The sequence below is a fragment of the Streptomyces sp. NPDC050161 genome (genome assembly GCF_044460025.1).
Taxonomy (GTDB): Bacteria; Actinomycetota; Actinomycetes; order Streptomycetales; family Streptomycetaceae; genus Streptomyces.
The window spans coordinates 376,926-403,245 of record NZ_JBITJM010000002.1; the positions used below are offsets into that span (position 1 = coordinate 376,926).

At 71.4% G+C, this 26,320-nt stretch carries 21 protein-coding genes; 11 read left to right on the plus strand and 10 right to left on the minus strand.

The window, feature by feature from the left end; translation table 11 throughout:
• Window positions 1–100 precede the first annotated feature (100 nt).
• From ACIBK8_RS04825 to ACIBK8_RS04835, 3 genes are all read right to left on the minus strand, one after another.
• Entirely contained in the window at window positions 101–388 is a 288-nt protein-coding gene (locus ACIBK8_RS04825) for a DUF397 domain-containing protein (protein WP_399040101.1), read from the minus strand.
• Window positions 385–1,215 (minus strand): helix-turn-helix domain-containing protein, encoded by an 831-nt coding sequence (locus ACIBK8_RS04830; protein ID WP_399040102.1) that lies wholly within the window; start codon window positions 1,213–1,215, stop codon window positions 385–387. Before ACIBK8_RS04830 ends, ACIBK8_RS04825 begins: the two co-directional genes overlap by 4 nt.
• 167 nt (window positions 1,216–1,382) lie before the next feature.
• Complete coding sequence (locus ACIBK8_RS04835; protein ID WP_399040104.1) at window positions 1,383–2,468, minus strand: mechanosensitive ion channel family protein; 1,086 nt, start codon at window positions 2,466–2,468, stop codon at window positions 1,383–1,385.
• A gap of 299 nt (window positions 2,469–2,767) precedes the next feature.
• On the opposite strand from ACIBK8_RS04835, the gene ACIBK8_RS04840 reads away from it, so the two are divergent.
• The 7 genes from ACIBK8_RS04840 (at window position 2,768) to alc (ending at window position 9,693) form a co-directional block, all read left to right on the plus strand.
• Complete coding sequence (locus ACIBK8_RS04840) at window positions 2,768–3,304, plus strand: HNH endonuclease (RefSeq protein ID WP_227044839.1); 537 nt, start codon at window positions 2,768–2,770, stop codon at window positions 3,302–3,304.
• Between the two features lie 367 nt (window positions 3,305–3,671).
• Window positions 3,672–3,944: a hypothetical protein gene (locus ACIBK8_RS04845; protein WP_393685269.1), complete on the plus strand. Its 273-nt coding sequence runs from the start codon at window positions 3,672–3,674 to the stop codon at window positions 3,942–3,944.
• 243 nt (window positions 3,945–4,187) lie between these two features.
• Entirely contained in the window at window positions 4,188–5,990 is a 1,803-nt protein-coding gene (locus tag ACIBK8_RS04850; protein WP_399040105.1) for an alpha-L-fucosidase, read from the plus strand.
• 47 nt (window positions 5,991–6,037) lie between these two features.
• A complete protein-coding gene (locus ACIBK8_RS04855; RefSeq protein ID WP_393685266.1) occupies window positions 6,038–6,286 on the plus strand; it encodes a hypothetical protein in 249 nt (82 codons plus the stop codon).
• Between the two features lie 210 nt (window positions 6,287–6,496).
• Window positions 6,497–7,471, plus strand: a complete 975-nt coding sequence (locus ACIBK8_RS04860; protein ID WP_399040106.1) for an acyl-ACP desaturase — start codon at window positions 6,497–6,499, stop codon at window positions 7,469–7,471.
• A gap of 46 nt (window positions 7,472–7,517) precedes the next feature.
• Entirely contained in the window at window positions 7,518–8,462 is a 945-nt protein-coding gene (locus ACIBK8_RS04865) for a LysR family transcriptional regulator (RefSeq protein WP_399040107.1), read from the plus strand.
• 91 nt (window positions 8,463–8,553) lie between these two features.
• Window positions 8,554–9,693, plus strand: a complete 1,140-nt coding sequence (gene alc / locus ACIBK8_RS04870; protein ID WP_399040108.1) for an allantoicase — start codon at window positions 8,554–8,556, stop codon at window positions 9,691–9,693.
• Between the two features lie 125 nt (window positions 9,694–9,818).
• On the opposite strand, the gene pepN (ACIBK8_RS04875) is transcribed toward alc, so the two are convergent.
• Window positions 9,819–12,389 (minus strand): aminopeptidase N, encoded by a 2,571-nt coding sequence (gene pepN / locus ACIBK8_RS04875; protein WP_399040110.1) that lies wholly within the window; start codon window positions 12,387–12,389, stop codon window positions 9,819–9,821.
• 212 nt (window positions 12,390–12,601) lie between these two features.
• Window positions 12,602–13,633: an aspartate-semialdehyde dehydrogenase gene (locus ACIBK8_RS04880; protein ID WP_399040111.1), complete on the minus strand. Its 1,032-nt coding sequence runs from the start codon at window positions 13,631–13,633 to the stop codon at window positions 12,602–12,604.
• Between the two features lie 246 nt (window positions 13,634–13,879).
• Between ACIBK8_RS04880 and ACIBK8_RS04885 the strand changes: the two genes are divergently transcribed.
• From ACIBK8_RS04885 to ACIBK8_RS04895, 3 genes are all read left to right on the plus strand, one after another.
• Window positions 13,880–14,800: a pyridoxamine 5'-phosphate oxidase family protein gene (locus ACIBK8_RS04885; RefSeq protein ID WP_399040112.1), complete on the plus strand. Its 921-nt coding sequence runs from the start codon at window positions 13,880–13,882 to the stop codon at window positions 14,798–14,800.
• Window positions 14,801–15,056: 256 nt separating this feature from the next.
• The gene (locus ACIBK8_RS04890) at window positions 15,057–16,796 is read left to right on the plus strand and encodes a TIGR03767 family metallophosphoesterase (protein WP_399040114.1); all 1,740 of its coding nucleotides are present in this window, start codon (window positions 15,057–15,059) and stop codon (window positions 16,794–16,796) included.
• A gap of 76 nt (window positions 16,797–16,872) precedes the next feature.
• Window positions 16,873–17,400 (plus strand): GNAT family N-acetyltransferase, encoded by a 528-nt coding sequence (locus ACIBK8_RS04895; RefSeq protein ID WP_399040115.1) that lies wholly within the window; start codon window positions 16,873–16,875, stop codon window positions 17,398–17,400.
• A gap of 6 nt (window positions 17,401–17,406) precedes the next feature.
• On the opposite strand, the gene ACIBK8_RS04900 is transcribed toward ACIBK8_RS04895, so the two are convergent.
• A complete protein-coding gene (locus tag ACIBK8_RS04900; protein ID WP_399040116.1) occupies window positions 17,407–18,420 on the minus strand; it encodes a hypothetical protein in 1,014 nt (337 codons plus the stop codon).
• 123 nt (window positions 18,421–18,543) lie between these two features.
• Entirely contained in the window at window positions 18,544–21,123 is a 2,580-nt protein-coding gene (gene pepN, locus ACIBK8_RS04905) for an aminopeptidase N (protein ID WP_399040117.1), read from the minus strand.
• Between the two features lie 119 nt (window positions 21,124–21,242).
• Here pepN (ACIBK8_RS04905) and ACIBK8_RS04910 point away from each other — a divergent pair, with 119 nt between their 5' ends.
• Window positions 21,243–21,887 carry a DsbA family protein gene (locus tag ACIBK8_RS04910; protein WP_399040119.1) on the plus strand — a complete coding sequence of 215 codons (645 nt, stop codon included), beginning with the start codon at window positions 21,243–21,245 and terminating at the stop codon, window positions 21,885–21,887.
• A gap of 122 nt (window positions 21,888–22,009) precedes the next feature.
• Here ACIBK8_RS04910 and ACIBK8_RS04915 read toward each other — a convergent pair whose 3' ends face one another.
• The 3 genes from ACIBK8_RS04915 to ACIBK8_RS04925 all read right to left on the minus strand — a co-directional run bounded on the left by ACIBK8_RS04915 (window position 22,010) and on the right by ACIBK8_RS04925 (window position 26,002).
• Window positions 22,010–22,651 carry a superoxide dismutase gene (locus ACIBK8_RS04915; protein ID WP_393689581.1) on the minus strand — a complete coding sequence of 214 codons (642 nt, stop codon included), beginning with the start codon at window positions 22,649–22,651 and terminating at the stop codon, window positions 22,010–22,012.
• A gap of 205 nt (window positions 22,652–22,856) precedes the next feature.
• Window positions 22,857–24,305, minus strand: a complete 1,449-nt coding sequence (locus ACIBK8_RS04920) for an amino acid permease (protein ID WP_399040121.1) — start codon at window positions 24,303–24,305, stop codon at window positions 22,857–22,859.
• Window positions 24,306–24,592: 287 nt separating this feature from the next.
• A complete protein-coding gene (locus ACIBK8_RS04925; RefSeq protein ID WP_399040123.1) occupies window positions 24,593–26,002 on the minus strand; it encodes an amino acid permease in 1,410 nt (469 codons plus the stop codon).
• Between the last annotated feature and the right edge of the window lie 318 nt (window positions 26,003–26,320).

A 26,320-nucleotide genomic window follows, 5' to 3' on the forward strand; every position in this document is an offset into this window, starting at 1 on the left:
CTTGAAGTCCATCGCATCCCCTGAACTGGGGTGTTGCGACAACCACTAGAACAGAAGCGGGGTACGTGGCGCGCGGGCCTTCGGGCCTGTCCGGGTGGGCTCAGCTCATGAACCCGTCCCCCTTGACGACCGTCACGAACGCCGACCAGCCGGCGGCGGCGAAGACGAGCGCGGGACCTGCGGGGTTCTTGCTGTCGCGGACGGGGACGATGCCGGGGTGGCCGTCGGCGACCTCGATGCACTCGCCGCCTTCACCGTTGCTGTAGCTGCTCTTGCGCCAGGACGCCGCGCCAGGGAAGTCGTGGGCCACCTCGATGCAGCTGCCGCCTTCGCCGTTGCTGTAGCTGCTCTTGCGCCAGCGCGCGGTGCTCAGCTCGTTCTGGTTCATCGTCTGTAGTCCTCCGCCGCCGATTCGATCAGAGCCAGGGACGCCTCCGGCGATAGTGCGGCGACCCTGAGCAGATCGTAGGCACGCTGGGCCCGCTTCACCACAGCCGGATCATCCAGCAGCGTTCCCGAAAACGAGGTCTCTGTATAGGCAGTTGGCGGCGCATCGTCGAACTCCAGGAGAGTCAGCATCCCGCTCATGGACGCATGGGCTCCTGCCGCGTGCGGGAGCACCACCACCACGACGTTGCGTTCCCGCACCAGCGTGGCGATGTGCTCCAACTGCTCTGCCATCGCGGCACGCCCGCCAGCTGGCGTACGAATCGTGTTCTCGTGCAGGACCACCCAATACTCGGGCCGTGCAGCGTCCTGCAGTATGGTCGCCCGCTCCAGCCGCGCCGTCACCATCGCCTTCACGTACTCGTCGGTGACGAACGGGTTCGCCGCGATCGTGACGGCTCGCGCGTACGCGGCGGTTTGCAAGAGCCCCGGAACCACGGTGGGTGCGAACTCGCAGATCTTGGTGGCCAGCGTCTCCAACTCCGCCATCTGCGCAAAATAATCCGCAAACCGCTTGTCGTCGATCAGCTTGCGCCAGGTCCGTTCGAAAAAGCCCTCGGTTTGTAGGACTTCGTCGATACGGATCGCCACATCCAACTGCGGACGGCGAATCGCCTGCTCGAACTGGCCGATGTAGCCGCCGGAGACGAATACCAGGAGCCCCAGGCCGTCCTGGGTGAGGCCCGCATTCTCTCTCCGCCGCTTCAGCTCCGTGCCGAAGAACTCCCAGGCGGCCTGTTGTTGGCTGCTCCGTGGACCTTTGGCCATGGCCTACTCCCTTTCTCCGTACGGCAGTTGCGGTGTGCCGCTCGTCGCGGAGCCTAGTTCCGTACGGGCACGCTGCGCATGCGAACAGGGACCGGACACACGAAAAGGCCCCCACGCCACGAACTCCGTGACGCGAGGGCCCTTTCCGGCTCTTCCCGATTCCCCGGCTATTTCCCCAACTGCGGCGGCGCTATCGGTTCCGACGCCTTCGACTGCGGCGAGAGCGGATTGTTGAGCGCGGACGGGGCGGACATCGAGGCGGCCGGGTCGGGGATTTCCTCGGGCTCTTCCTCGGGGGCCGGGCGCGGGGCGAGGCGGATGTCGGCGCCGTCCAGTGCCCGCTTGATCCGCCAGCGCAGCTCCCGCTCGATGCCGGGTGCCTTGCCCGGCATGGTCTTGCCCGAGACGCTGATGGTGACCGTGTCGAGGTGCACCTCGCTCAGGCCGAGTACCTCGACCGGCTCCCACAGCTGCTCGTTCCACGGCTCGGCCTTGGACATCTCCTCGCCGGTCGCGGTGATGATCTCGCGGGCGCGGTCCAGGTCCTGGTCGGCGGCGAGCTGCACGTCGACGTGGGCGGTGGACCAGCCCTGGCTGAGGTTCCCGATCCGCTTGACCTCGCCGTTGCGGATGTACCAGATGGCGCCGTTGGGGCCGCGCAGCTTGGTCACCCGCAGGCCGACCTCGATGACCGTGCCGGTGGCCACCCCGGCGTCGATCTCGTCCCCGACGCCGTACTGGTCCTCCAGGATCATGAAGACGCCGGAGAGGAAGTCCGTGACGAGGTTGCGGGCGCCGAAGCCGATGGCCACACCCGCCACACCCGCGCTCGCCAGCAGCGGCGCCAGGTTGATCTTGAGTACGGACAGCACGGTCAGCGCGGCCGTCCCCATGATGACGAAGGAGGCGACGCTGCGCAGCACCGAACCGATCGCCTCGGACCGCTGGCGGCGCCGCTCGGCGTTCACCAGGAGGCCGCCGAGCGCGGTGCCCTGGGCGGCGGTCGCGGTGCGGTTCATGCGGTCGATGAGGCGGGTGATGGTGCGGCGTATCACATGCCGGAGCACCACCGCGATCACGATGATCAGCACGATCTGGAGCCCGGACGTGAGCCACGTCCCCCAGTTGTCCTGCACCCAGCCGGCCGCGTTGGTGGCCTTCTCCGTGGCGTCGTCGAGCGAGGTCGGGCCGGTGGGGCCGGGAGTTGCGGCGCTGTACGGCGCGGCGGCGACCGGCGAGGCGGACCAGTACACAGCAGAACCTTCCGTGTCGGGAGATCGGCCCGGACCGTGGCGGTGCCCCCGGGGCCGGGCAGACCCACCACACTAACGGGGCAACGGGTGTGACTCGCGCCCCTGTTCGAGTCGGGTGGTCCCATGACGGCCTGAAAGAGGGGGAAGTAACACCATGTGGCGGGAGGTGAAGGGGTGTGGTGGAAAACACCTCAAGGCCGTTACCCGGTCATGGTGGCGCCACGACCAGGCACCGGGGGACACTGTGGGGAGATCGTCCCGGCGCGAGCCACGCGCCGCCGGCGTACAAGGAGGCACCCGTGCCGCACGTCCTGGTCCTCAACGCGTCGTACGAGCCGCTCGGCGTCGTACCGCTCCGCCGCGCGCTCATCCTCGTACTCAATGAGAAGGCTGTCAGCCTTGAGGAGTCCGGCGCCCTGATGCACAGCGCGACCCATGTCATTCCGGCTCCGAGTGTGGTCCGCCTGAAGCGGTTTGTGCGGGTGCCCTTTCGCGGCCCCGTTCCGCTGACCCGCCGGGCGCTCTTCGCCCGTGACGGCGGGCGCTGTATGTACTGCGGTGGCGTCGCAACCAGCGTCGACCACGTCATCCCTCGAAGCCGCGGCGGCCAGCACACCTGGGAGAACGTCGTCGCCGCCTGCCGACGCTGCAACCACGTCAAGGCCGATCGCCACGTCGCCGAGATCGGCTGGCGGCTGAGGCATCAACCCGCCCCGCCGTCCGGCCTCGCGTGGCGGATCATCGGCACGGGGCACCGGGATCCGCGCTGGTTGCCGTACTTGCAGCCGTACGGCGCGGATGACGCCCTGGCCCGGATCAACGCCGTATCGGCTTAGATCCGGGCTTTCGCGTATCCGGACGTGTATCCGGACGGGTATCCGCAGGTCACCGCCGAGACGGGGGTGGGCCGCTCCGCAAGGGGCGACCCGCCCCCGTCCCGCGTTTCCGCGGCTTGTCAAGTGGTCGGCCCCGGGGTGCTTTTCGGGTGCGCGGCGGGCGGGGGAGTGGTGGGCGAGATCCCGCAGGACTTGCCGTCCGATGTCCGTTTTGCCGGTACTCTGTGCGTCGGTCACGGGGCCGGGCAGCGAAATCGCCGGTGTCGAGCTAATGTGATGTGGGTCACGCTTGGTGGGAGATTACGTCTGCGCCCGGGTCCAATGGGTAGGGCAGACGTGTCCCACTACCGATGAACGGGAGGCCCTCGTGGCCGCATCCGCTCAGTTGCTCCTCGACGCTCTGTCCTCCAAACCGGAGGACGGCGGGCCGCTGGAGCCCGATCTGTTCGACGGGGTCTCCGACCCCGACTCCGGCATGGACGGCTCCGGGTCCTTCAGCTTCGTCGAGCCGCCCCTGACCAGCGAGCCCCCGCTCGCCGACGCCGCCCCGCTGACCAGCGAGGTGCCCATCTCCGCCGAGCTGCCGCTGACCAGCGAGCCCACCGCCGCCGGTCTGGGCACGGAGTCCATGCAGGTCTGACCCACGGCTTGTGTGGCCCGCGCGGCCCGTCCGGCCGCCCGGCGTGCCGCCTTCGCGTGCACCCGCGCCGGGCCCCGTGTGACGCCAGGCCCCCGCGCCTGTGCTGCGCCCGCCGCCACGCTCCTCGTATCCGCCGGTGCGGCGGCGACGCGCACCCTTCCGGTCCGCCGCACCGTCCGGCATCATGCCGTGGTCACCGTCCAGAGATCCGACCATTACCGGTCCGGGGAGTTGGAGGGCACCATGGCACGCCGTACGAGACCGAGCGCCGGACCGGACGCATCCGGCGAGGCATCCGACGTATCGGGTCCGCCCCCGACGCTTCCCGCAGCCCCCGCAACCCCTGCACCCCGCAGGTTCCGCAGGCCCCGGCGCGTCCTCGGCGCCTTCGCCCTCGCCGCCGTCGCGGTCCTCGCCCCCGCTCAGTTCCCGGCGTCCGCCCAGTCGCCGGACGCGGCCCCGGCGCGGGGGCGTACCGGCCCGTGCGAAGGCCCGGTGCGGCCCGCGTCCCAGATGGCCGTCGCGCCCTGCGACAGCCCCGCCCGGATCATCGACAAGGCCGCGCACATCGTCCCCACCAAGGGGCAACTCGCCTGGCAGGAGCGGGAGGTCACCGCCTTCACGCACTTCGGCATGAACACCTTCACCGGCCGCGAGTGGGGCTCGGGCGCCGAGGACGAGAAGCTCTTCGCGCCGTCCCGCATCGACGTCGGCCAGTGGATGCGGGAGTACAAGGCGGCAGGCGCCGAGCAGGTCATGCTCACTGCCAAGCACCACGACGGATTCGTGCTCTACCCGAGCCGCTACAGCCCGCACACCGTCGAGGCCAGCCCCGGAAGGCCCGACGTCGTCGGCGCGTACGTCAAGGCGGCCCGCAAGGCGGGGCTCAAGGTCGGCATCTACCTCTCGCCGTCCGACGGCGCCGAACTCCCGCACGCCTGGCACGCGCGCTGGGTCGATGAGATCCGCGAGAAGCAGCAGGAGGGCAAGCCGCTCAGCCTGCCGGAGCAGGTGGCGCTGGCCGACGGGGGCCGGGCGCCGCGCGGTCTCGGCCGCTTCGGCAACGGCAGCAGGGCCACCGCACGCACCATCCCCACCCTCGTACCCGGCGACGACCGCGCCGCCGCCGTCCGCAGCGGCGAGCTGCCCGTCTTCCACGTCCGCGCGGACGACTACGACGCGTACTACCTCAACCAGGTCTACGAGCTGTTCACCCAGTACGGCCCGATCGACGAACTGTGGCTGGACGGCGCGAACCCGTGGACCGACTCCGGCATCACCCAGCCCTACGACGCCGCGCAGTGGTTCCGGATGATCCACCAACTCTCCCCTGGCACCGTCGTCTTCGCGGGCCCGCAGGGCGCCCGCTGGGTCGGCAACGAGAAGGGGATCGCGCGGGAGACGGAGTGGAGCGTGACCCCGTCGGCCCAGGACCCGTGGACCGTCATGGCAGGCGGGCTGCCGAACGACTCCACCGACCCCGACATCGGCTCCCGCGCCAAGCTCCTCGCGCCCACCACCGAATACCTCCAGTGGTACCCGGCCGAGGCCGACGTCTCGCTGCGCCCCGGCTGGTTCCACCACCCCGGCGAACGGCCCAAGACCCCGGCGCAGTTGATGGACCTGTACGAGAAGAGCGTGGGCCGCAACGCCTCGCTGCTGCTGAACGTCCCGCCCGCCAAGGACGGCCGGATCGCCCCGGAGGACGTCGCCTCGCTCACCGCCTTCGGCGCGGCCGTCCGCGCGACCTACGGGCACAGCGCCTGCGCCGCCGCCCGGCCGTGCACCTTCGACCGGATCGCCGTCGCCGAGGACACCCGGCACGGGCAGCGGGTGGAACGGTTCGCCGTCCAGGCGCGGCGGGACGGGGTCTGGCGGCAGGTCGCGGAAGGCACCACCATCGGGCACCGGCGGATCCTCGCGCTGCCCCGCCCGGTGACGGCCGACGCCGTCCGGGTCACCGTGCTCGCCGCCCGCGGGCGCCCGTACGTGGCGCCGCCTTCGCTGCACCTGAGCCGCACGGCGGCCGGAGCGAGGGGGCGTTGACGGACCCCGGGCGCGCGGCCCGGCGGGGCGTCGGATACGTTGACCTCGTGAGCAACAAGGTCAAGAAGAATGCCCTGCGCGCCGGAACCATCACGGCCGGCACCGCGCTGATGCTGCTGATGTCGTCCCCCGCGTTTGCGCTCACCCGCGACGATGGTGACGACCCGGGTCCGGGTCTGAGCGTGATCCAGACGCTCGGCCTCTATGTCGCTGCGCCCATCGTTCTTTTCCTGGTCATCGCCGGGCTGGTCATGGCGGGCGACAAGTCCCGCAAGCAGACCAAGTCCGAGGGCTGACACCGGGCACATGTGACGCCTTCAGGGCGCCTATCGGTTCGAACGAACCGGTAGGCGCCTTTTGTCGTTTCTGCCGGAAAAGCGGGCGCTATCAGGGGTTTTGTGGGGTCGGGATGTTTAACCCGCTCTAACCTACGATGCCGTAACCTACGGATCCGTAGGTCCTACTTACGGTCCCGTAGGTCATCGTCGTCCCCTGGAGTACCCCCCGTGACCATCGCCACCGCCCGGCTCGACGCAGAGCGCGGCCAGACCGCATGGAGTGACGCCCATCTGCTCTACGCGCTCGAAGAGGTCGTCGAGAAGGAACTGAACCGGCACCTGAAGGTCGCCAAGGAATGGATGCCCCACGAGTACGTGCCGTGGAGCGACGGCCGTAACTTCGACGGCGTCATGGGCGGCGAAGCCTGGGCGCCCGAGCAGTCCAAGGTCTCCGACATCGGCCGCACCGCTCTCGTGGTCAACCTCCTCACCGAGGACAACCTCCCCAGCTACCACCACGAGATCGCCAGCCTCTTCGGCCGCGACGGCGCCTGGGGCACCTGGGTGCACCGCTGGACCGCGGAGGAGGGCAGGCACGGCATCGTGATGCGCGACTACCTCCTCACCAGCCGCGCGGTCGACCCCGTCGAGCTGGAGCGCTTCCGCATGGCGCACATGTCGGAAGGGTTCGAGTCCGACAACAGCCACAGCATGCTGCACTCCGTCGCGTACGTCGCCTTCCAGGAGCTGGCCACCCGGATCTCGCACCGCAACACCGGCCACCACTCCGGCGACCCGGTCTGCGACCGGATGCTGTCCCGGATCGCCACCGACGAGAACCTCCACATGGTCTTCTACCGCAACCTCCTGGGCGCGGCCTTCGAGCTGGCGCCCGACCAGACCATGTGCGCGGTACGCGACGTCGTCACCGGCTTCCGGATGCCGGGCCACGGCATGCCGGGCTTCGAGCGGGCCGCGGCGCGGATGGCCATCGGCGGGATCTACAACCTGCGGATCCACCACGACGACGTGCTCCAGCCGGTGCTGCGCTACCTCAAGGTGCTGGAGATCGGCGGGCTCGGCCCGGCCGGGCTCGCGGCCCAGGAGGAGCTGGGGCTCTTCATGGGCGGCCTGGACGACCAGGCGCGCAAGTTCGACGAGCGGCGGGCCGCACTGCTCGCGCGTCGCGCCGCCCGGAGCTGACCGGCGGCCGTCGGTGAGGCCGCCACCGGGTGCGTACGCTGCCCGTATGGCCGACTGGGACATCAAAAAGCTGCGCATCCTGCGCACGCTCCACGAGTTGGGCACGGTCACCGCGACCGCCGAGGCGTTGCACATGACGCCATCGGCGGTCTCGCAGCAGCTGACCGGGCTCGCCAAGGCGCTCGGCGTGCCGCTCCTGGAGGCCCACGGGCGGCGGGTCAGGCTCACCGACGCCGCGCACCTGGTGCTGCGCCACGCCGACGCGGTCTTCGCGCAGTTGGAGCGGGCCGACGCCGAACTGCTCGGCTACCTCAGGGGCGAGGCGGGCCGGGTCAGGGTCGGCGCGTTCTCCACCGCGATCCCCGCGCTGGTCGTCCCCGCCGTGCAGGAGCTGCGCCGCAGCCTTCCCGGCCTTTCCGTCGTGGTGCGGGAGGCCGAGGCGGAGGCGGCGTACGAGCTGCTGGCCGAGGGCAGCGTCGACCTGGCGCTGTCGCTCGCCGCGCACGCCCCGACGCCGCGCGACCCCAGGTTCAGCCGGATCTCGCTGCTCGCCGACCCGCTGGACGTGGCGCTGCCGGCCGGTCACCCGCTGGCCGCCGAGCCCGGCCTGCGGCTCGCCGACCTGTCCGGCGAATCCTGGATCTTCGGCAGCAGCGGCCCGTGGTCCCACATCACCACCACCGCCTGCGAGAGCGCCGGATTCGTCCCCGAGCAGGCGCACGCGGCGGCCGACTGGAGCGCGATCCTGGCGATGGTCGCGGCGGGCATGGGGGTCGCGCTGGTGCCGCGGATGGCGATGGCGGGCGGGATCGGCGCCGCGCTCGGCCGGGGGGAGCGCGGCGGCGCCCGGGTCGTACTGCGGGTGCTGCACGCCGACCAGCCGCGCCGCCATGTGGTGGCCGCCGCGCGGCGCGGCTCCGAAGAGGCGCCAGGACTGGCCCGGGTACTGGCCGCGCTCCGGCAGGCCGCCGAGACCGTTCAGTCCAGCTGAACATCCACCTCAAGAACTTTCGATGGACCTGTCGAGTCGGGGCTGCGACGGTGGAACGGCCCCAGCACGCAGGTCACGTCGAGAGGCAGAAATGACCACCACCCCGGCCGACTCCACCGATCCGCACGCCAACGACGCCGCCCCGTACGGCGGCGGCGACCCGTACGCCGACTACCGCGGCGGGGACTTCCCCTTCACCTCGCTCGTCGACCTCGCCGACCGTCGCTTCGGCGCCGGGGTGATCGCCGCGAACGACGAGTTCTTCGCCGAGCGCGAGAACCTGCTGAAGCCGGGCCCCGCGGTCTTCGACCCCGAGCACTTCGGCCACAAGGGCAAGATCATGGACGGCTGGGAGACCCGTCGCCGCCGCGGCGCCGACGGCGCGCACCCCTTCCCCACCGACGACGCACACGACTGGGCGCTGATCCGCCTCGCCGCCCCCGGCGTCATCCGCGGCCTCATCGTCGACACCGCCCACTTCCGCGGCAACTACCCGCAGCAGATCACCGTCGAGGCCACCGCGCTGCCCGGCAGCCCAGGCCCCGATGAGCTGCTCGCCGACGACGTGAAGTGGGAGGAGATCGTCCCGCGCACGCCGGTACGCGGCCACGCCGCCAACGGCTTCGAGATCACCGCCGAGCGCCGCTTCACGCACCTGCGCCTCAAGCAGCACCCCGACGGCGGCATAGCCCGGCTGCGGGTGCACGGCGAGGTCGTCGCCGACCCGGCGTGGCTCGACGTGCTCGGCACCTTCGACCTGGCGTCCGTGATGCACGGCGGCGCCGTCGAGGACGCGTCCGACCGCTTCTACTCCTCGCCCACCCAGATCATCCAGCCCGGTCTGTCCCGCAAGATGGACGACGGCTGGGAGAACCGCCGCCGCCGGGTCAAGGGCACCCACGACTGGGTCCGCTTCCGCCTCGCCGCCCAGGGCGAGATCCGCGCCGTCGAGATCGACACCGCCTACCTCAAGGGCAACTCCGCCGGCTGGGCCGCCCTGTACGGCTGCGACGGCACCCCGGACGACGCCGACGCGTGGTTCGAGATCCTGCCCCGCACCAGGCTCCAGCCCGACACCCCGCACCGCTTCACGCTGCCCGGCGCCGTCACCGCCACCCACATCAGGCTCGACGTCTTCCCCGACGGCGGCCTCGCCCGGATGCGGGTGCACGGCAGCCTCACCGCGGCGGGCCGCACCGCGCTCGGCCGCCGCTTCACCGCGCTCGGCTAGGTCCACCGACTCGCCCGGCGGGCGGCGCGCCCGACGCCCGCCCGCCGGGCGGCCTCACCGCACACGCAAGGGCGCCCGCGGCCAACCGGCCACGGGCGCCCCCGCGTTCACGGACCCGCCGGACGTCAGCCGGCCGCCGCGTCCGCCGCCTGCGCCTTCAGCGCCCGCTCGATGCCCGCACGCGACTCGGTGACCAGCCGCCGCAGCGCCGCACTCGGCTCCGCCGCCGCCAGCCACGCGTCCGTCGCGTCCAGCGTCTCCTGCACGACCTGCACCGCCGGGTACAGGCCCACCGCGATCTGCTGCGCCATCTCGTGGCTGCGCGTGTCCCAGACGCTCTTGACCACGTCGAAGTACCGCGCGGCGTAAGGCGCCAGCAGCTCCCGCTGGTCGGTCTGCACGAAGCCGCCGATGACCGCCTCCTGCACGGCGTTGGGCAGCGTGTCCGAGGTCACGACGGACGCCCACGCCTCGGCCTTCGCCTCCGCCGTCGGCCGCGCCGCCCGCGCCGTGGCCGCGTGCAGCTCGCCCGCCGACGTGCGGTCCCGCTCCAGCTCGGCGTCGATGGCCTTCTCGTCCGCCCGGCCGGTGGCCGCGAGCCGCTGGAGCAGCGACCAGCGCAGATCCGTGTCGATCACGAGACCCGGCACCGACTCGCTGCCGTCCAGCAGCCCCTGGAGCACGTCGAGCTGCTCGCCGGTACGGGCCGCGGAGGCGAACGCGCGGGCCCACGCCAGCTGGTGGTCGCTGCCCGGGGCCGCGGCCCGCAGGTGTTCGAGCGCCGCGTCGGTCCACAGCGCCAGGCCGGTCGCGCGCCAGTCCGGCGCCGCGAACAGTTCGAGCGCCGACCGCACCTGGCGGTGCAGCGACTGCACCACACCGATGTCCGACTCCTTGCCGATGCCGGACAGCACCAGCGACAGGTAGTCGCGGGTGGCCAGCTCACCGTCGCGCGTCATGTCCCACGCGGACGCCCAGGACAGGGCGCGCGGCAGCGACTCGGTGAAGTCGCCGAGGTGCGCGGTGACGGCCTTCAGCGACTCCTCGTCGAGGCGGACCTTGGCGTACGACAGGTCGTCGTCGTTCAGCAGGATCACCGCGGGCCGCGCGGTGTCCTTCGGGAACGGCACCTCGGTCAGCTCGCCGTCCACGTCCAGCTCGATGCGGTCGGTGCGGACGAGCTTGCCGTCCTGGAGGTCGTAGCAGCCGATCGCGATGCGGTGCGGGCGCAGCACCGGCTCGCCCGTCGCGCCGGCGGGCAGCGCGGGCGCCTCCTGGCGGACCGCGAACGAGGTGACGTGGCCCGCCGCGTCGACCTCGATCTCCGGGCGCAGGATGTTGATGCCCGCGGTCTGGAGCCACTTCTTCGACCAGGTCTTCAGGTCACGGCCGCTGGTCTCCTCCAGCGCGCCCAGCAGGTCGCTCAGCCGGGTGTTCCCGTACGCGTGCGCCTTGAAGTACGCCTGGACGCCCTGGAAGAAGGCGTCCGTCCCGACGTAGGCCACCAGCTGCTTGAGCACCGACGCGCCCTTGGCGTAGGTGATCCCGTCGAAGTTGACCAGCACGTCGTCCAGGTCACGGATCTCCGCCATGATCGGGTGCGTCGACGGCAGCTGGTCCTGCCGGTACGCCCAGGTCTTCATGGAGTTGGCGAACGTGGTCCAGGAGTGCGGCCACTTGCTGCCCGGCGCGTACGCCTGGCAGGCGATCGAGGTGTAGGTGGCGAACGACTCGTTCAGCCACAGGTCGTTCCACCACTCCATGGTGACCAGGTCGCCGAACCACATGTGCGCCAGCTCGTGCAGGATGGTCTCGGCGCGCGTCTCGTACGCCGCGTCCGTCACCTTCGAGCGGAAGACGTACTGGTCGCGGATGGTCACCGCGCCCGCGTTCTCCATCGCACCGGCGTTGAACTCCGGCACGAAGAGCTGGTCGTACTTCTCGAACGGGTAGGCGTAGTCGAACTTCTCCTGGAACCAGTCGAAGCCCTGCCGGGTGACCGCGAAGATCTCCTCCGCGTCCAGGTGCTCGGCCAGCGAGGGACGGCAGTAGATCCCCAGCGGCACCGACCGCCTGTCCGTGCCCTCCCAGCTGCTGTGCACGCTGTGGTACGGGCCGACGATCAGCGCCGTGACGTACGTCGAGATCCGCGGCGTCGGCGCGAAGTGCCAGATGTTGTCGCTCGGTTCCGGCGTCGGCGAGTTGGAGATCACCGTCCAGCCGTCCGGCGCCTTCACGGTGAACTCGAACGTCGCCTTCAGGTCGGGCTGCTCGAAGCTGGCGAACACCCGGCGGGCGTCCGGCACCTCGAACTGGGTGTAGAGATACGCCTGTTCATCGACCGGGTCGACGAAGCGGTGCAGTCCCTCACCGGTGTTGGTGTAGGCGCAGTCCGCGATGACCCGCAGCTCGTTGCGGCCCGCCCGCAGGCCGGACAGCGCGATCCGCGAGTCCTGGAACACCTCGGCCGGATCCAGCGCCACACCGTTGAGCTGCACCTCGTGCACGGCCGGCGCCACCAGGTCGATGAAGGTGTCGGCACCCGCATCGGCGGAGTCGAAGCGCACCGTGGTCGCGGACCGGTAGGTGCCGCCCTCCTGCGCGCCGGAGAGGTCGAGGTCGATCTCGTACGCGTCCACGGTCAGCAGCCGCGCCCGCTGCTGCGCCTCGTCGCGGGTCAGGTTCGTGCCAGGCACCGGATCATCTCCTCGTAAGCGTCCTTGTATGCGGCGTTACGCCATCCTTCCACGCGGCCCCGGGGGAGCGAGGAGTGATATACGCGGTGGCGCATGGCGGAGATCGACGTGGCGCTGCGCCGCCATCTGGCGCTCTGAGGGCTTCCTACGGCAGGGCGGGCGGGGCCGGTGGGTACCGGTCCCGCCCGCCCTGTGCCGGGGTGCGGTGCGGATCAGCCCCGCAGCTCCGCCGCGACCAGCTCCGCGATCTGGACGGCGTTCAGTGCCGCGCCCTTGCGGAGGTTGTCGTTGGAGACGAACAGCGCGAGACCGTTCTCGGCCGTCTCGTCCTCGCGGATGCGGCCCACGAACGAGGCGTCCTGGCCCGCCGCCTGGAGCGGGGTCGGCACGTCGGAGAGGGTGACGCCGGGGGCGCCGGCCAGCAGTTCCTGGGCGCGGGCGGCGTCGAGCGGGCGCGCGAAGCGGGCGTTGATCTGGAGCGAGTGACCGGTGAAGACCGGTACCCGCACGCAGGTGCCGGAGACCTTCAGGCCGGGGATGCCGAGGATCTTGCGGCTCTCGTGGCGGAGCTTTTGCTCCTCGTCGGTCTCGTTCAGACCGTCGTCGACGATCGAGCCGGCCATCGGCAGCACGTTGAACGCGATCGGGCGGACGTACTTGTCGGGCTCGGGGAACTCCACGGCCGCGCCGTCGTGCGTCAGCTTGGTGGCGTCCTGCTCGATGGCCTTGCGGGCCTGCCCGTCCAGCTCATCGACGCCGGCCAGACCGCTGCCCGACACCGCCTGGTAGGTGGAGACGACCAGCGAGACCAGACCGGCCGCGTCGTGCAGCGGACGCAGGACCGGCATCGCCGCCATCGTCGTGCAGTTCGGGTTGGCGATGATGCCCTTGGGGCGCTCGGTGATCGCCGCGGGGTTCACCTCGGAGACGACCAGCGGGACCTCGGGGTCGCGGCGCCAGGCGGAGGAGTTGTCGATCACGACGGGGCCCGCGGCGGCGACCTTCGGCGCCAGCGCCTTGGAGGTCGAGCCACCGGCCGAGAACAGCACGATGTCAAGCCCTGAGAAGTCGGCGGTGGCCGCGTCCTCGATCGTGATCTCGGTGTCCTGCCAGGGCAGCGTGCGGCCGGCGGACCGGGCCGAAGCGAACAGGCGCAGCTGCTCGACCGGGAAGTTCCGCTCGGCGAGAATGCCCCGCATCACGCCGCCGACCTGTCCGGTGGCTCCGACGATTCCGATCCTCATGGGACTCCTTCTTCCTCATCCTGACATGGGTGCTTCCTGGGAACACCTGCTCAGAAGCGCACCCATCATGTGTGTGAAGCACGTCGCTTTGTCCAATCCATTCCCCTCTGCGGACGGCATGACCGCAGCTCGGGGCGGTCGCCGGGGACGGTGGGACGCCGCTTGACCGGTGTCCGGAGGGCTCCTACGTTTTCGGGGGCGGGCGGCGAAAGCCGAGGCCGCGGCGGCGACGGGGCGAGGAGAGCCATGACGGTGAGCGGTCCTTACCACGAGGGGGAGCGGGCGGTGCAGCGCCGGGCCGGGGAGACCGAGCGGGCCGACCGCATCGGACGCTCCATCGGCAGCGGCATCGGCGAGATCGCCGCCGTCTTCCTCGGCCTCCAGACCCAGCTGGTGATCGCCGCGGCCGACGGCGCGGACCGGCTGTGGTGCTCCCAGCTCACCGGCCCGCCCGGCTTCCTGCGCGCCACCGGGCCGCACACCCTGTCCGTCGCGGCCCGCCCGCCCGAAGGCGACCCGCTCGCCGCCGCGTTCGCCGCAGGACCGCTGCCGCTCGGCACCCTCGCCCTGGACGTGCGCACCCGCCGCAGGCTGCGGCTCAACGGAACGGCCAGGCCCACCCCGCGCGGCCTCGCCCTCGCCACCGGACAGGTCTTCCCCAACTGCCCGGCCCGGCTGCGCCCCCGCAGGCCGCTGCCGCCCGCGGCCCCCGACGCGCCCGGTGCCCGTACGGCCCGCACATGGCGGGGCACGGCGCTGACCGAGGCGCAGCGGCGCACGGTCGCCGCGGCCGATACCTTCTACCTCGCCACCGCCGACCCCGCGGGCGCCGCCGACGCGGGCCACCGCGGCGGCCCGTCCGGCTTCGTCACCGCCACCTCGCCCACCCGGCTGACCTGGCCCGACCGGCCGGGGAACGCGATGTTCGCCGCGCTGGGCAATCTGGAGCTGCGCCCGCAGGCCGGGCTGCTGTTCGCCGACTGGGCCACCGGCGACCTGCTCCAGCTGACCGGCCTGGCCCGCACCGACTGGTCGGCCGCACGGGTGGCGGCCTTCCCCGGCGCCCGGCGGGTCGTCGACTTCGACGTGACGGCGGTGGTGGCGACCGACGCGGGCAGCCCGCTGCGCTGGAGCGAACCGGTGCCGCCCGCCCGCTCCGGCGGGTAGTACGCGTCGGGCGGCGGTGCGCCCCGCCCCCCGGCACGCACCCTGCTACCCCGGCAGATGAACTCCCGGTGACCCGCGCCCGCCCATCGGCGCAGCACCCCGTGACCGCCCGGCGGCGGCGTGATCCCTGTGCGGTGATGGGCCACCGGCGTTGCGGTGGTGTTCACGTCCAGGTCATCCCCGCTGCCAACGATCCCCAGTGACACGGCAGTTGTGCTGCCGGCCGCCTTCGCGTACGCACTCGGGGAGTTCGCGCATGTCCCGTATACGGTCCGCCGCCTCCGCTCTCGACCGCCGTGCCTTCCTCGCCGCCACCGGAGCCGCCGGGGCCGCCGCCGGCCTCGGCCTCGCCTTCGGCGGCGGCGACCGGCCCGCCGCCGCCGCACCGGCGCCGGGCCCGGCACCCGCCGCGCCCGTACCCGTCGACGCACCCGCCGTCCCCGGCGTCCCGTACACCCGGGGGACCACCCTCGCGGGTGTCGCCACCCCGCGCGGTACGGGCTACCGCAGGCTCGCCGAAGGCCCGGCCTGGCCGCGTCTGGTCCGCTCCGACCTGGCCGGCGCGCATCGGGGCCGCGAGGACCGGCGCACCGCGCTCGCCTCCTTCGTCCAGTTCACCGACCTGCACCTGGTCGACGTGCAGAGCCCGCTGCGCTACGAGTACCTGCGCTCCGAGACCGCGAGCGCCTGGCGGCCCCAGGAGGCGCTGTCCGTCGCCGGGGTGGTCTCGCTGATCGAGCGGGTCAACGCGCTGCCCGGCGGCCCCGCGACCGGCGCCCCGCTGTCGTTCGTGATGACCACGGGCGACAACACCGACAACAACTCCCGCCTCGAACTCGACTGGTTCCTCACCGCCATGAGCGGCGGCCGGATCACCCCCAACTCCGGTGACCCGCGCCGCTACGAAGGCGTCCAGGACAGCGGCCTGACCCTCTACTGGCAGCCGGACCGCGCACTGCGCGACGCCGACAAGCAGCGCGGCTTCCCGCACCTGCACGGCTTCCTCGACGCCGCCATCCGCACCCTGCACAGCCCCGGACTGCGGATGCCCTGGTATTCCACCGTCGGCAACCACGACTCGCTGCCCGGCGGCTGCTACGCACCCGGCGACCCCTTCTTCACCGGCATCGCCACCGGCGAACGCAAACTGGAGACGCTGCCCGCCGACCGCGCCGCGCAGGTCTGGAAGGCCGTCAGGAAGGGCCTCGACCCCAAGGGCACCGACTTCAAGGCGCTGCTGGCGTCGCAGGCGAAGAAGGCCAGGCAGGTCACCCCCGACGAGCGGCGCGCGCCCTTCACCCGCGCCGAGTACCTCGCCGCCCACCTCGACCCGGCACGCACCGGCCCCGGGCCGCACGGCCACGGCTACACCGCCGCCCACCTCGACGACGACCGGCTGTACTACGCCTTCCGGATCTCCGACGACGTCCTCGGCATCAGCCTGGACACCACCGACCCGGCCGGCCACTACACCGGATCCATCGGCGACGGCCAACTCGCCTGGCTGAAGCGGACGTTGCGGGACAACGAGCGACACGCGAACGCGCACGTCATGGTCTTCAGCCACCACACCGGCACGAGCATGGACAACACCCGCCCCGACCCGTCCCGCCCGGACGAACGGCGGCACACCGGCGCCGAGCTGATCGACCTGCTCTCCGCCCACCCCTCCGTCGTGGCCTGGATCAACGGGCACACCCACAAGAACGCGATCGTCCCGCACCCCGGCTTCTGGGAGATCTCCACCGCCTCGCACATCGACTTCCCGCAACTCGCCCGCGTCATCGAGCTGACGGACAACCACGACGGCACCCTGTCCCTGTTCACCACCCTGATCGAGTCGGCCGCACCGGCCAGGACCGACTTCGCCGACCTCTCCCAGACCGGCCTGGCCGCCCTCTACCGCGAGCTGTCCTGCAACACCCCCGGGGCCCGCACGGACCTGGCGGGCAACCCCGCCGACCGCAACGTGGAACTGCTGCTCAGGCGCGGCTGATCCGTCCCGCCGCAGGCCGGGCGGCCGACGGGAAAAGGCATCGACAACCCGGCCCGATTCCGCGTTGGCTTGTGGCATGCCCGAACTGCACACCGAACGCCTCGTACTCCGCCACTGGCGGCCGGCCGACCTCGCGCCCTGGGCGGCGCTGAACGCCGACCCCGATGTCCGCGCCCACCTCGGCGACCTCCTCACACGGGAGCAGAGCGACGCCTCGGTGGCGCGCTTCCAGGCCGACTTCGCGGCACGCGGCTACGGGTGGTGGGCCGTCGAAGTGCGCGCCACCGGAGAGTTCATCGGTTTCGCCGGCCTCGACCGGGTGGACGAAGGGCTGCCGTTCACCGGAGTGGAAGCCGGCTGGCGGCTGGCCCGCCGGGCCTGGGGCCACGGCTACGCCACCGAGGCCGGCCGCGCCGCCCTGGACTTCGGCTTCGAGACCCTCGGACTCTCCGAAATCCTCGCCATCACCACCGCCACCAACCTCCGCTCCCGAGCGGTGATGCAGCGGCTCGGCATGACCCGGGATCCCGCCGACGACTTCGACGACCCCGAAGCCCCCGCAGGACCGCTGCGCCGGAACGTGGTCTACCGCATCCAGACGTGACACGGTCTAGCGGGGCAGCACCACCACATAGGCCCCCGGCTCCCGGTCGGCCGCCGCCATCAGCGCCGTCCGCACCACCACGGCCTGGTCCCGCGGGGTCTCGTGCAGCGTGTGCGGTGCGCAGCGGACGACCGTGATGCCCAGCCGCTCCAGGTGCGCGCGGGTGCGGTCAGGGGCCGGGTCCGGCAGGTCGTCGTCCCGGTGCGGCGCCACGCTCTCGATCTCCAGGGCCACCGAGTGCTCGGGCCAGTACGCGTCCACGCTGCCCAGGTGCGGGCCGCCCGGCATCCGCAGGTCGACGTTCCACACCGGATCCGGCAGACCGTGGTCCGCCACCATCGCGTAGAGCTGCCGCTCGGCCACCGCCCTGCCCTCGGCGAGCAGCACGTCCACCGCGTCCGCCACCTGCGGCTCGGCCGTCAGACCCGCCCGCTCCAGCTCGGCGAGCACCGCGCCCGCCGCACCGTGCCCGTCGCGCACCGCGCAGGCCAGCAGCCGCCGGACCGACGCCGCGTCGGACAGCTGCGCCACGGCGTCCGCCAGCGCCCGCGGGAGCGGCGCCACCGGCAGTCCGGTGATCTCCTCGGGGACCGGCAGTCCGGCGGACCGTACGACCCGGGCGAAGCCGGCCGAGCGCAGCCGCCGGGTGGCGGCCACCAGCACATCGATGCGCTCCAGGGCCGACAGCGGGGGAGCGGCCGTCAGGCCGTGCAGGGCGAGCGCCGCGAAACCGGTGACCATCACCTCGGGCGCGGGGCGCTCCCCGCCGCCCTGGCAGGGCACCGAAGGCCCGCGCTGCGCCGCGTACAGCAGCACGGCGAGCAGCCGTTCCTCGGCGGTCGGCGGCCCGGGGTGCAGCAGATGGACGCCGGGCAGGACCTGCTGCCAGGGGCCGCCAGGCCGGCAGTGCTCGTCGGCATCGGCGGCCGATACGCCCCGCTCACGCAGCTGGCGCGTGGTCAGCACCCGGCACGGGGTGTCGGCGAGGGGGAGCGGGGAGAGCGGGCTGTCGTGGTTCATGTCCCGCACTTTCCCGCCCCCGCCCCGCCTGCTAACCGTTGTTACACACCCGTGGCAGGACCAGGACATCCCTGTACTTGAGTACGGGTGTTCGGTTGCCGAAAGGGACAGGTACGGCCCGGGTCACCGCCGCTCGCCGGCCGCCGCGTCACAGGTCCGTGCGCGCAGCGCACGCGCCAGGTCGTCCCGCTGTTCCGACACGATCCGGCGCAGCGCGGGCGCCGCACCGGCGTGCCCGGTCAGCCAGTCGTCCGCCGCGTCCAGCGTCTCCTGCGTCACCTGCCAGGACGGGAAGAGGCCGCGCACCACGACCATCCCGATCTCGATCGAGCGCTCCTGCCACACCCGCTCGATCGCCTCGAAGTACCGCGCCCCGTAAGGCGCCAGCAGCTCCCGCTGGCCCGGCTGCGCGAACCCGCTGATCGTCGCCTCCACCAGCGCGTTGGACAGCGTGTCGGACTCCACCACGTCCGCCCAGGCCCGCGCCTTGACGTCGGCCGACGGGCGGGAGGCCAGGCAGCGGACCTGGTGCCGCTTGCCGGACGCGGTGTCGTCGCGCGCCAGCTCGGCGTCGACGACCCCCGTGTCGTCGGCGTCGTGCGCGACCAGCGGCTGGAGGAACGTCCAGCGCAGCTCCTGGTCCACGTCGAGGCCGTCGATCTTCGCGGTGCCGTCCAGCAGGCCCTGGAGCAGCTGGAGGTCGGCGGCGGTCGAGGCGACGGCGGCGAAGTGGCGTGCCCAGGCCAGCTGGTGGCCGCTGCCGGGTTCGGCCTGCCGCAGCTCGCGGAGCGCGCCCTCGGCCAGGGCGCGGGCCGCGGTGTCCCGGTGCTCCGGTGCTGTGTACAGGTCCAGCGCGTGCTGTGCCTGGGTGTGCAGCGACTGGAGGACGCCGATGTCGGTCTCCTGGCCGGCGAACCGCAGCACCAGGTCCAGGTAGTCACGGGCCGGCATCAGCCCGTCCCGGGTCAGGCCCCACAGCGCCGCCCAGCACAGCGCGCGGGCCAGCGGGTCGGTCAGCTCGCCGAGCCGGGCGCGCAGCGTGGCCAGCGATCCCTCGTCGAACCGGGTCTTGCAGTACGTCAGGTCGTCGTCGTTGACGAGGATCAGCTCGGGCCGCTCGGTGCCTGCCAGTTCCGGCACCATCGTCCGCGGACCGGTCACGTCCACCTCGGCCCGCGCGTAGCGCACCAGCGTGCCGTCGGCGTCCTGCCGCCGGTAGAGGCCCACCGCGACCCGGTGCGGGCGCAGCTCCGGGTGCGAGGCGGGCGCTTCCTGGAGGATGCTCAGCTCGGTGATCCGGTCCTGCGCGTCGTAGGTGGCCTGCGGGGTCAGCGCGTTGACACCCGCGGTCTCCAGCCAGGCGCGCGACCAGGCGGCCATGTCGCGCCCTGAGGTCTCCTCCAGCACCGACAGCAGGTCGGACAGCCGGGTGTTGCCGTAGGCGTGCCGCTTGAAGTACCGGCGCGCGCCCTCCAGGAAGGCGTCCCGCCCGGCGTACGCCACGAGCTGCTTGAGCACCGACGCGCCCTTGGCGTAGGTGATGCCGTCGAAGTTGAGCTTGGCGTCCTCCAGGTCACGGATGTCCGCCGTCACCGGGTGCGTCGACGGCAGCTGGTCGGCGCGGTAGGCCCAGGACTTGCGGCGGTTGGCGAAGGTGATCCAGCCGTCGCGGAAGCGGGTCGCCTCCACCATCGAGAGCGAGCCCATGAAGTCCGCGAACGACTCCTTGAGCCACAGGTCGTCCCACCACTGCATGGTGACCAGGTCGCCGAACCACATGTGCGCCATCTCGTGCAGGATGACGTTGGCCCGGTGCTCGTACGCCGCCTCGGTCACCTTCCCCCGGAAGATGAATTCCTCCCGGAACGTCACGCAGCCCGGGTTCTCCATCGCGCCGAGGTTGTACTCCGGCACGAACGCCTGGTCGTACTTCCCGAACGGGTACGGGTAGTCGAAGTGGTCGTGGAAGAAGTCCAGGCCCTGCTTGGTGACGGTGAAGACGTCGTCGGCGTCGAAGTGCCGGGCGAGGCCCTTGCGGCACAGCGCGCCCAGCGGAATCTCCAGCTCGCTGCCGTCGTCGAACGTCCGCCGGTAGGTGTCGGCGACGTAGTGGTAGGGCCCGGCCACCACCGCGGTGATGTACGTGGAGATCGGCTGCGTGGTCGCGAACCGGTGCTTGCCCGCCGAGGGCCGGCCCTCCTCCGCGCCGTTGCTGAGCACCACCCAGCTCTCCGGCGCCGTCACGTCGAAGGTGAACGGGGCCTTCAGGTCCGGCTGTTCGAAGGTGGTGAAGACTCGCCGCGCGTCGGCAGGCTCGTACTGGGTGTAGAGGTAGACCTCGCCGTCCTCCGGGTCGATGAACCGGTGCAGGCCCTCTCCGGTACGGCTGTAGGCGCACTGCGCGTCGACGACCAGGGTGTTCTCGGCGGCCAGCCCGTCCAGCGCGATCCGCGTCCCGTCGAACACCGCCGACGGGTCGAGGACCCGGCCGTTGAGCGTCACGGACGTCACCGAAGGCGCCAGCAGGTCGGCGAAGCTGCTCGCGCCCGGCTCGCTGCACCGGAACCTGATGGTCGTCAGGGACCGGAACGTGTCCTCGGCCCGCACCGCGGACCTGACGTCCAGCGACACGTCGTAGCCGTCGACGCTCAGCAGCCGGCCCCGTTCGCGCGCCTCGTCCCGGGACAGATTCTCACCTGGCACGACGTGACTCCTTCGCCCTCGTCTCGAATATCGAACACGGGAATCATGGCACGGCGGCCCTGTGTTGAAGCGTTCGCCGATCTGTTGAAGCCGTTACGCACCTTCACCGAGGAGATCACGTGTCCGAATCCGCGAAGACCCCCGCCGACTTCTGGTTCGACCCGGTGTGCCCCTGGGCCTGGATGACCTCCCGCTGGATGCTGGAGGTGGAGAAGGTCCGCCCGGTCGAGGTCCGCTGGCACGTCATGAGCCTGGCGGTGCTCAACGAGAACCGGATCGACGAGATGCCGGAGAGCTACCGCGAGCGGATCCGCCCCGGCGGCAGCTCCTGGGCCCCGGTCCGGGTGTGCATCGCAGCGGAGCAGCAGTACGGCAGCGAGGTGCTCGGCCCGCTGTACACCGCGCTCGGCACCCGTATCCACAACCAGGGCCTCGGCCAGAGCCGCGACGCGATCGTGGCGGCCCTTCAGGACGCGGGGCTGCCCGCCTCCCTCATCGAAGCCGCGGACACCGACGCGTACGACAAGCAGCTGCGCGCCTCCCACAAGGAGGGCATCGACCTGGTCGGCCAGGAGGTCGGCACCCCGGTCATCGCGGTCCCCGGCGCCGACGGCGAGCAGATCGCCTTCTTCGGCCCCGTCGTCACCCCGGCCCCCAAGGGCGAGGAAGCCGCGAAGCTCTGGGACGGCACTTTGATGGTCGCGTCCATCCCCGGCTTCTACGAGATCAAGCGGACCCGGACGGCAGGACCGGTCTTCGACTGACGCCGCGGTCCCCGCACAGGGGCAAGGCCCCACGAGTCACGTCCTCGTGGGGCCTTGCCGTTATTCCGCCTGCCGCATGAAGGTTGAGAAGACGATCACGAGGCAGGACGCGCGGTGCGCCGTTACGGCGCCAGCAGCAGGTTGTTCGCCCGCTCCTTGGCGGACGCGTACCGCTTGGCCACGTCCTGCCAGTTGACGACCTGCCACATGGCCTCGATGAAGTCGACCTTCTGGTTCTTGTACTGGAGGTAGAAGGCGTGCTCCCAGGCGTCGAAGACCAGGATCGGCACGGAGCCCTGCCCGACGTTGCCCTGGTGGTCGTAGATCTGCTCGACGATCAGGCGGCCGGTGACCGGCTCGTAGGCGAGGACGCCCCAGCCGGAGCCCTGCGTGGTGGCCGCGGCCTTCGTCAGCTGCGCCTTGAAGCCGGCGTACGAGCCGAAGCTCTCCGCGATGGCGTCGGCCAGCTCGCCCACGCCGTCCTTCGCGTCCGGCTCGCCGCCGCCGTCACCGCTCATGTTGTGCCAGTAGATGCTGTGGAGGATGTGGCCGGAGAGGTGGAAGGCGAGGTTCTTCTCCAGGCCGTTGATGCCGCCCCACTGCTCCTTGTCGCGCGCCTCGGCGAGCTGCTCAAGGGTGTCGTTCGCGCCCTTGACGTACGCGGCGTGGTGCTTGTCGTGGTGCAGTTCGATGATCTCGGGGCTGATGACCGGGGCCAGCGCCGAGTAGTCGTACGGAAGTTCCGGAAGTGTGTAGGTCGCCATGCCCGAGCCTCTCCAACTGCTTACGCCGTCCTATTGCAACAGATCTTTATTGCAATAGATGTGCAGGAACGGTCGCCACGCTACCAGCAGAAGTGATCACGGATCTGGTAAGGGCAACCTGTCCGGTCCCAAAGACCGAGGCGGGGCGGGACCTCGGATGGAGGTCCCGCCCCGCCTCGTGTGGCAGTGCGTCAAGCGGTCGCGGCTATCCGGCGGCAGGCGGCTCCGACGACGTCTCCCGCGTCTTCCCCGCCCGCGCCCGCAGCAGCCCGATCACCGCGAGCACCACCGCGAACCCGCCGGTGAACAGCAGCTGGATGCGCTGGTTCTCGTCCCGCAGCATCAGCAGCAGCACCACCAGGACACCGGCCAGCGCCACCCACGTCAGATACGGGAAGGCCCACATCTTGACGACCAGCTTCTCCGGCGCCTCCTGCTCAAGCCGGCGGCGCATCCGCAGCTGGGCGACGGCGATGAAGCCCCAGACCACCAGGACCGCCGCGCCGACCATGTTGAGCAGCCACTGGAAGACGGTGGTGGGCCACCAGAAACTGAACAGCACGGCGAGGAAGCCGAACGCGGAGCACAGGACCACCGCGCGGCGCGGCACCCCGCCGCCGACCTTGCCCAGGAACTTCGGCCCCTGGCCGCGCACGGTCAGCGAGTACGCCATCCGCGACGAGCCGTAGATGTTGGCGTTCATCGCGGACAGCAGCGCCACCAGGATGACGACGTTCATGATCTGGCCGGCCGCCGGGATCTTCAGGTAGTCGAGGACCGCGACGTACGGACCGCTCTTGGCGATCGAGGGGTCGTTCCAGGGGATGACGGTGACGATGACCGCCATCGAGCCGACGTAGAAGAGGGCGATCCGCCACATCGCGGTGCGCACCGCGCCGGCCACGCCGCGGACCGGGTTCTTGGACTCGGCCGCCGCGATGGTCACCGTCTCCAGGCCGCCGTACGCGAACACCGAGGCCAGCAGGCCGGCCATCAGGCCGTCGGCACCCTTGGGCAGGAAGCCGCCGTCACCGGTGAGGTGCGAGGCGCCCGGCGCTTCGGTGCCCGGCAGGACGCCGAAGATGGCGAGCAGGCCCAGGATCAGGAAGATGCCGATCGCGGCGACCTTGAGCGTCGCGAACCAGAACTCGAACTCGCCGAAGTTGCTGACCGCCGCGAGGTTCGCCCCGCAGAAGACCAGCATGAACAGCAGGACCCACATCCACGGCTCGGTGCCGGGGAACCACTGGGTCATGACGTCGGCGGCGCCGATCGCCTCGGCCGCCACCGCCACGCACAGCAGCGCGGTGAACATCCAGCCGGCCGTGAAGCCGGCCCAGGAGCCGATCGAGCGTCCCGCGTGCACGGAGAAGGAGCCGGACGCCGGGTTGGCCGCGGCCATCTCACCGAGCATCCGCATCACGAGCATCACCAGGCCGCCGGACACCGCGTAGGCGAGCACGATCGAGGGGCCCGCGGCGGCGATGCCTTCGCGGGAGCCGACGAACAGTCCGGCGCCGATCACGCCGCCCAGGGCGATCATCGACAGATGACGCTGCTTGAGGCCGTTGGACAGCGGGGCGCCGCCGTCGCTGTCCGGGACCGCGTCGGCCTGCTCGCGCGCGGGCGAGGCGGACGAGGGTGTCCGATTCATGTCGTACCTGTCCCAGTAGGTGAGAGCGGAGCGGGCGTTGGTGCGTGCTCCCAGGGGCTGCGACCGGTACGGATCCGCCGCCGCGCGGCCCCCTGGACCCCCTACCGCAACGGCAGGTCGTCAAGCCCCCGCCGACGCCGCGAACACCGAGGGTCCTCGGCGAAGCGCGCTCAGTTTGAGTGGCGGTGTCCGCTGAGGGCAACAGGCGTGCATCGAATGTTCGCTATTCAGACGCGATCGTGACCGTGCGTATCCGGCTCATCGTGATATGCCACGACAAGCCGCGCCTACCGGCTCGCCCGCCCCCGCAGCTCCCGCACCCCGGCGACGGCCAGTACCGCCGCGGTGGCCCCCGCCGACCACAGCAGCTGCGGACGGGCCGCGTCATCGGTCAGCATCAGCACCAGCACCGCCGCCATCGCGGCCAGCGCCGCCCAGGTCAGCCAGGGGAAGGCCCACATCCGCAGGGTGAGCGTCTGCGGCGCTTCCCGCTCGATACGCGGGCGCAGCCGCAGCTGCGAGACCGCGATCAGCCCCCACACGAACAGCAGCACCGCGCCGACCGCGTTGAGCATGTAGAGGAAGACCGAATCCGGCCACTTCAGATTCAGCAGCACCGAGACGAAGCCGAACGCCACCGAGGCCAGCACGGCCCGGCGCGGCACCCCGCCGCCCGACACCTTCAGCAGCGCCCGCGGCGCCTCACCCCGCTCGGCGAGCGAGAACACCATCCGCGACGAGCCGTAGAGGTTCGCGTTCAGCGCCGACAGCAGCGCGACGAACACCACGATGTTCATGATCTGGCCGGCACCGGGGATCCCGATGTGATCCAGCACCGCGACGTAGGGGCTCTTGCCCGGCTCCATCGACGACCACGGCAGCAGCGTGACGATCACCAGCATCGAGCCGACGTAGAAGAAGAGGATGCGCCACACCGCGCTGCGCACCGCACGGCCCACCGCACGCGCCGGGTCGTCCGACTCGGCCGCCGCGATGGTGACCACCTCCAGGCCGCCGAACGCGAAGACCACGGCCAGCACGCCGGAGACCACACCGGACCAGCCGTGCGGCAGGAAGCCGCCCTGCCCGGTGAGGTTGGTCAGGCCGATCGGTTCGGTGTCGGGCAGCACGCCGAACACCGCCAGCAGACTGAGCACGAGGAACAGCACGATCGCGGTGACCTTGAGCGTCGCGAACCAGAACTCGAACTCACCGAAGTTCTTCACCGACGCGAGGTTGGCCGCCGTGAAGACGACCATGAAGATCAGCACCCAGCCCCACTGCGGCACCGCGGGCAGCCAGCCGTTGGCGATCTGCGCCGCGCCGGTCGCCTCCACGGCCAGCACCACGACCAGCAGGAACCAGTACAGCCAGCCGACGCTGAACCCCGCCCAGCGGCCCAGCGCCCGCTCCGCGTGCACCGAGAACGCGCCGGACGCCGGCATCGCCGCCGACATCTCACCGAGCATCCGCATGATCAGCATCGCCAGCGCACCGGCGATCAGATACGACAGCACGATGCCGGGCCCGGCCACCGCGATGCCCGCGCCCGACCCCACGAACAGTCCTGCGCCGATCACCCCGCCCAGGCCGAGCATGGTCAGGTGGCGCTGCTTGAGCCCCGCTGACAGCGGTTCTCGCTCGCCGGCTCCGTCGCCGAGAGGGGGCTTCCCGGCGGCGGTCGGTGCGTCATGCATGGGCTCGTACTCTCGCAAGGTGATTCGGCACAAACCCCGCGGGACGCCGCGGGGTCCTGACAGCTGCACCTCAGTTTCCCCGCAAGCACGCGACTACCACAAAACGTCCGGACAATCGGCGCCCACGTCGTGACGAGCATCACGCGACCTGCGAAGACGTCACCGGGACCGGCCGGGCCCGGCCCTCTGGACGATGTCCGGAAGCTCCAAGCGGGCCGGTGCCGCTTTGTCACCGACACACGATGATCGCCGGTGGCCCGCTGGACTAACGTCCATCGGGTCCTGTCCTGTCCCGGATCCCTCTCACACTTCGCGGAG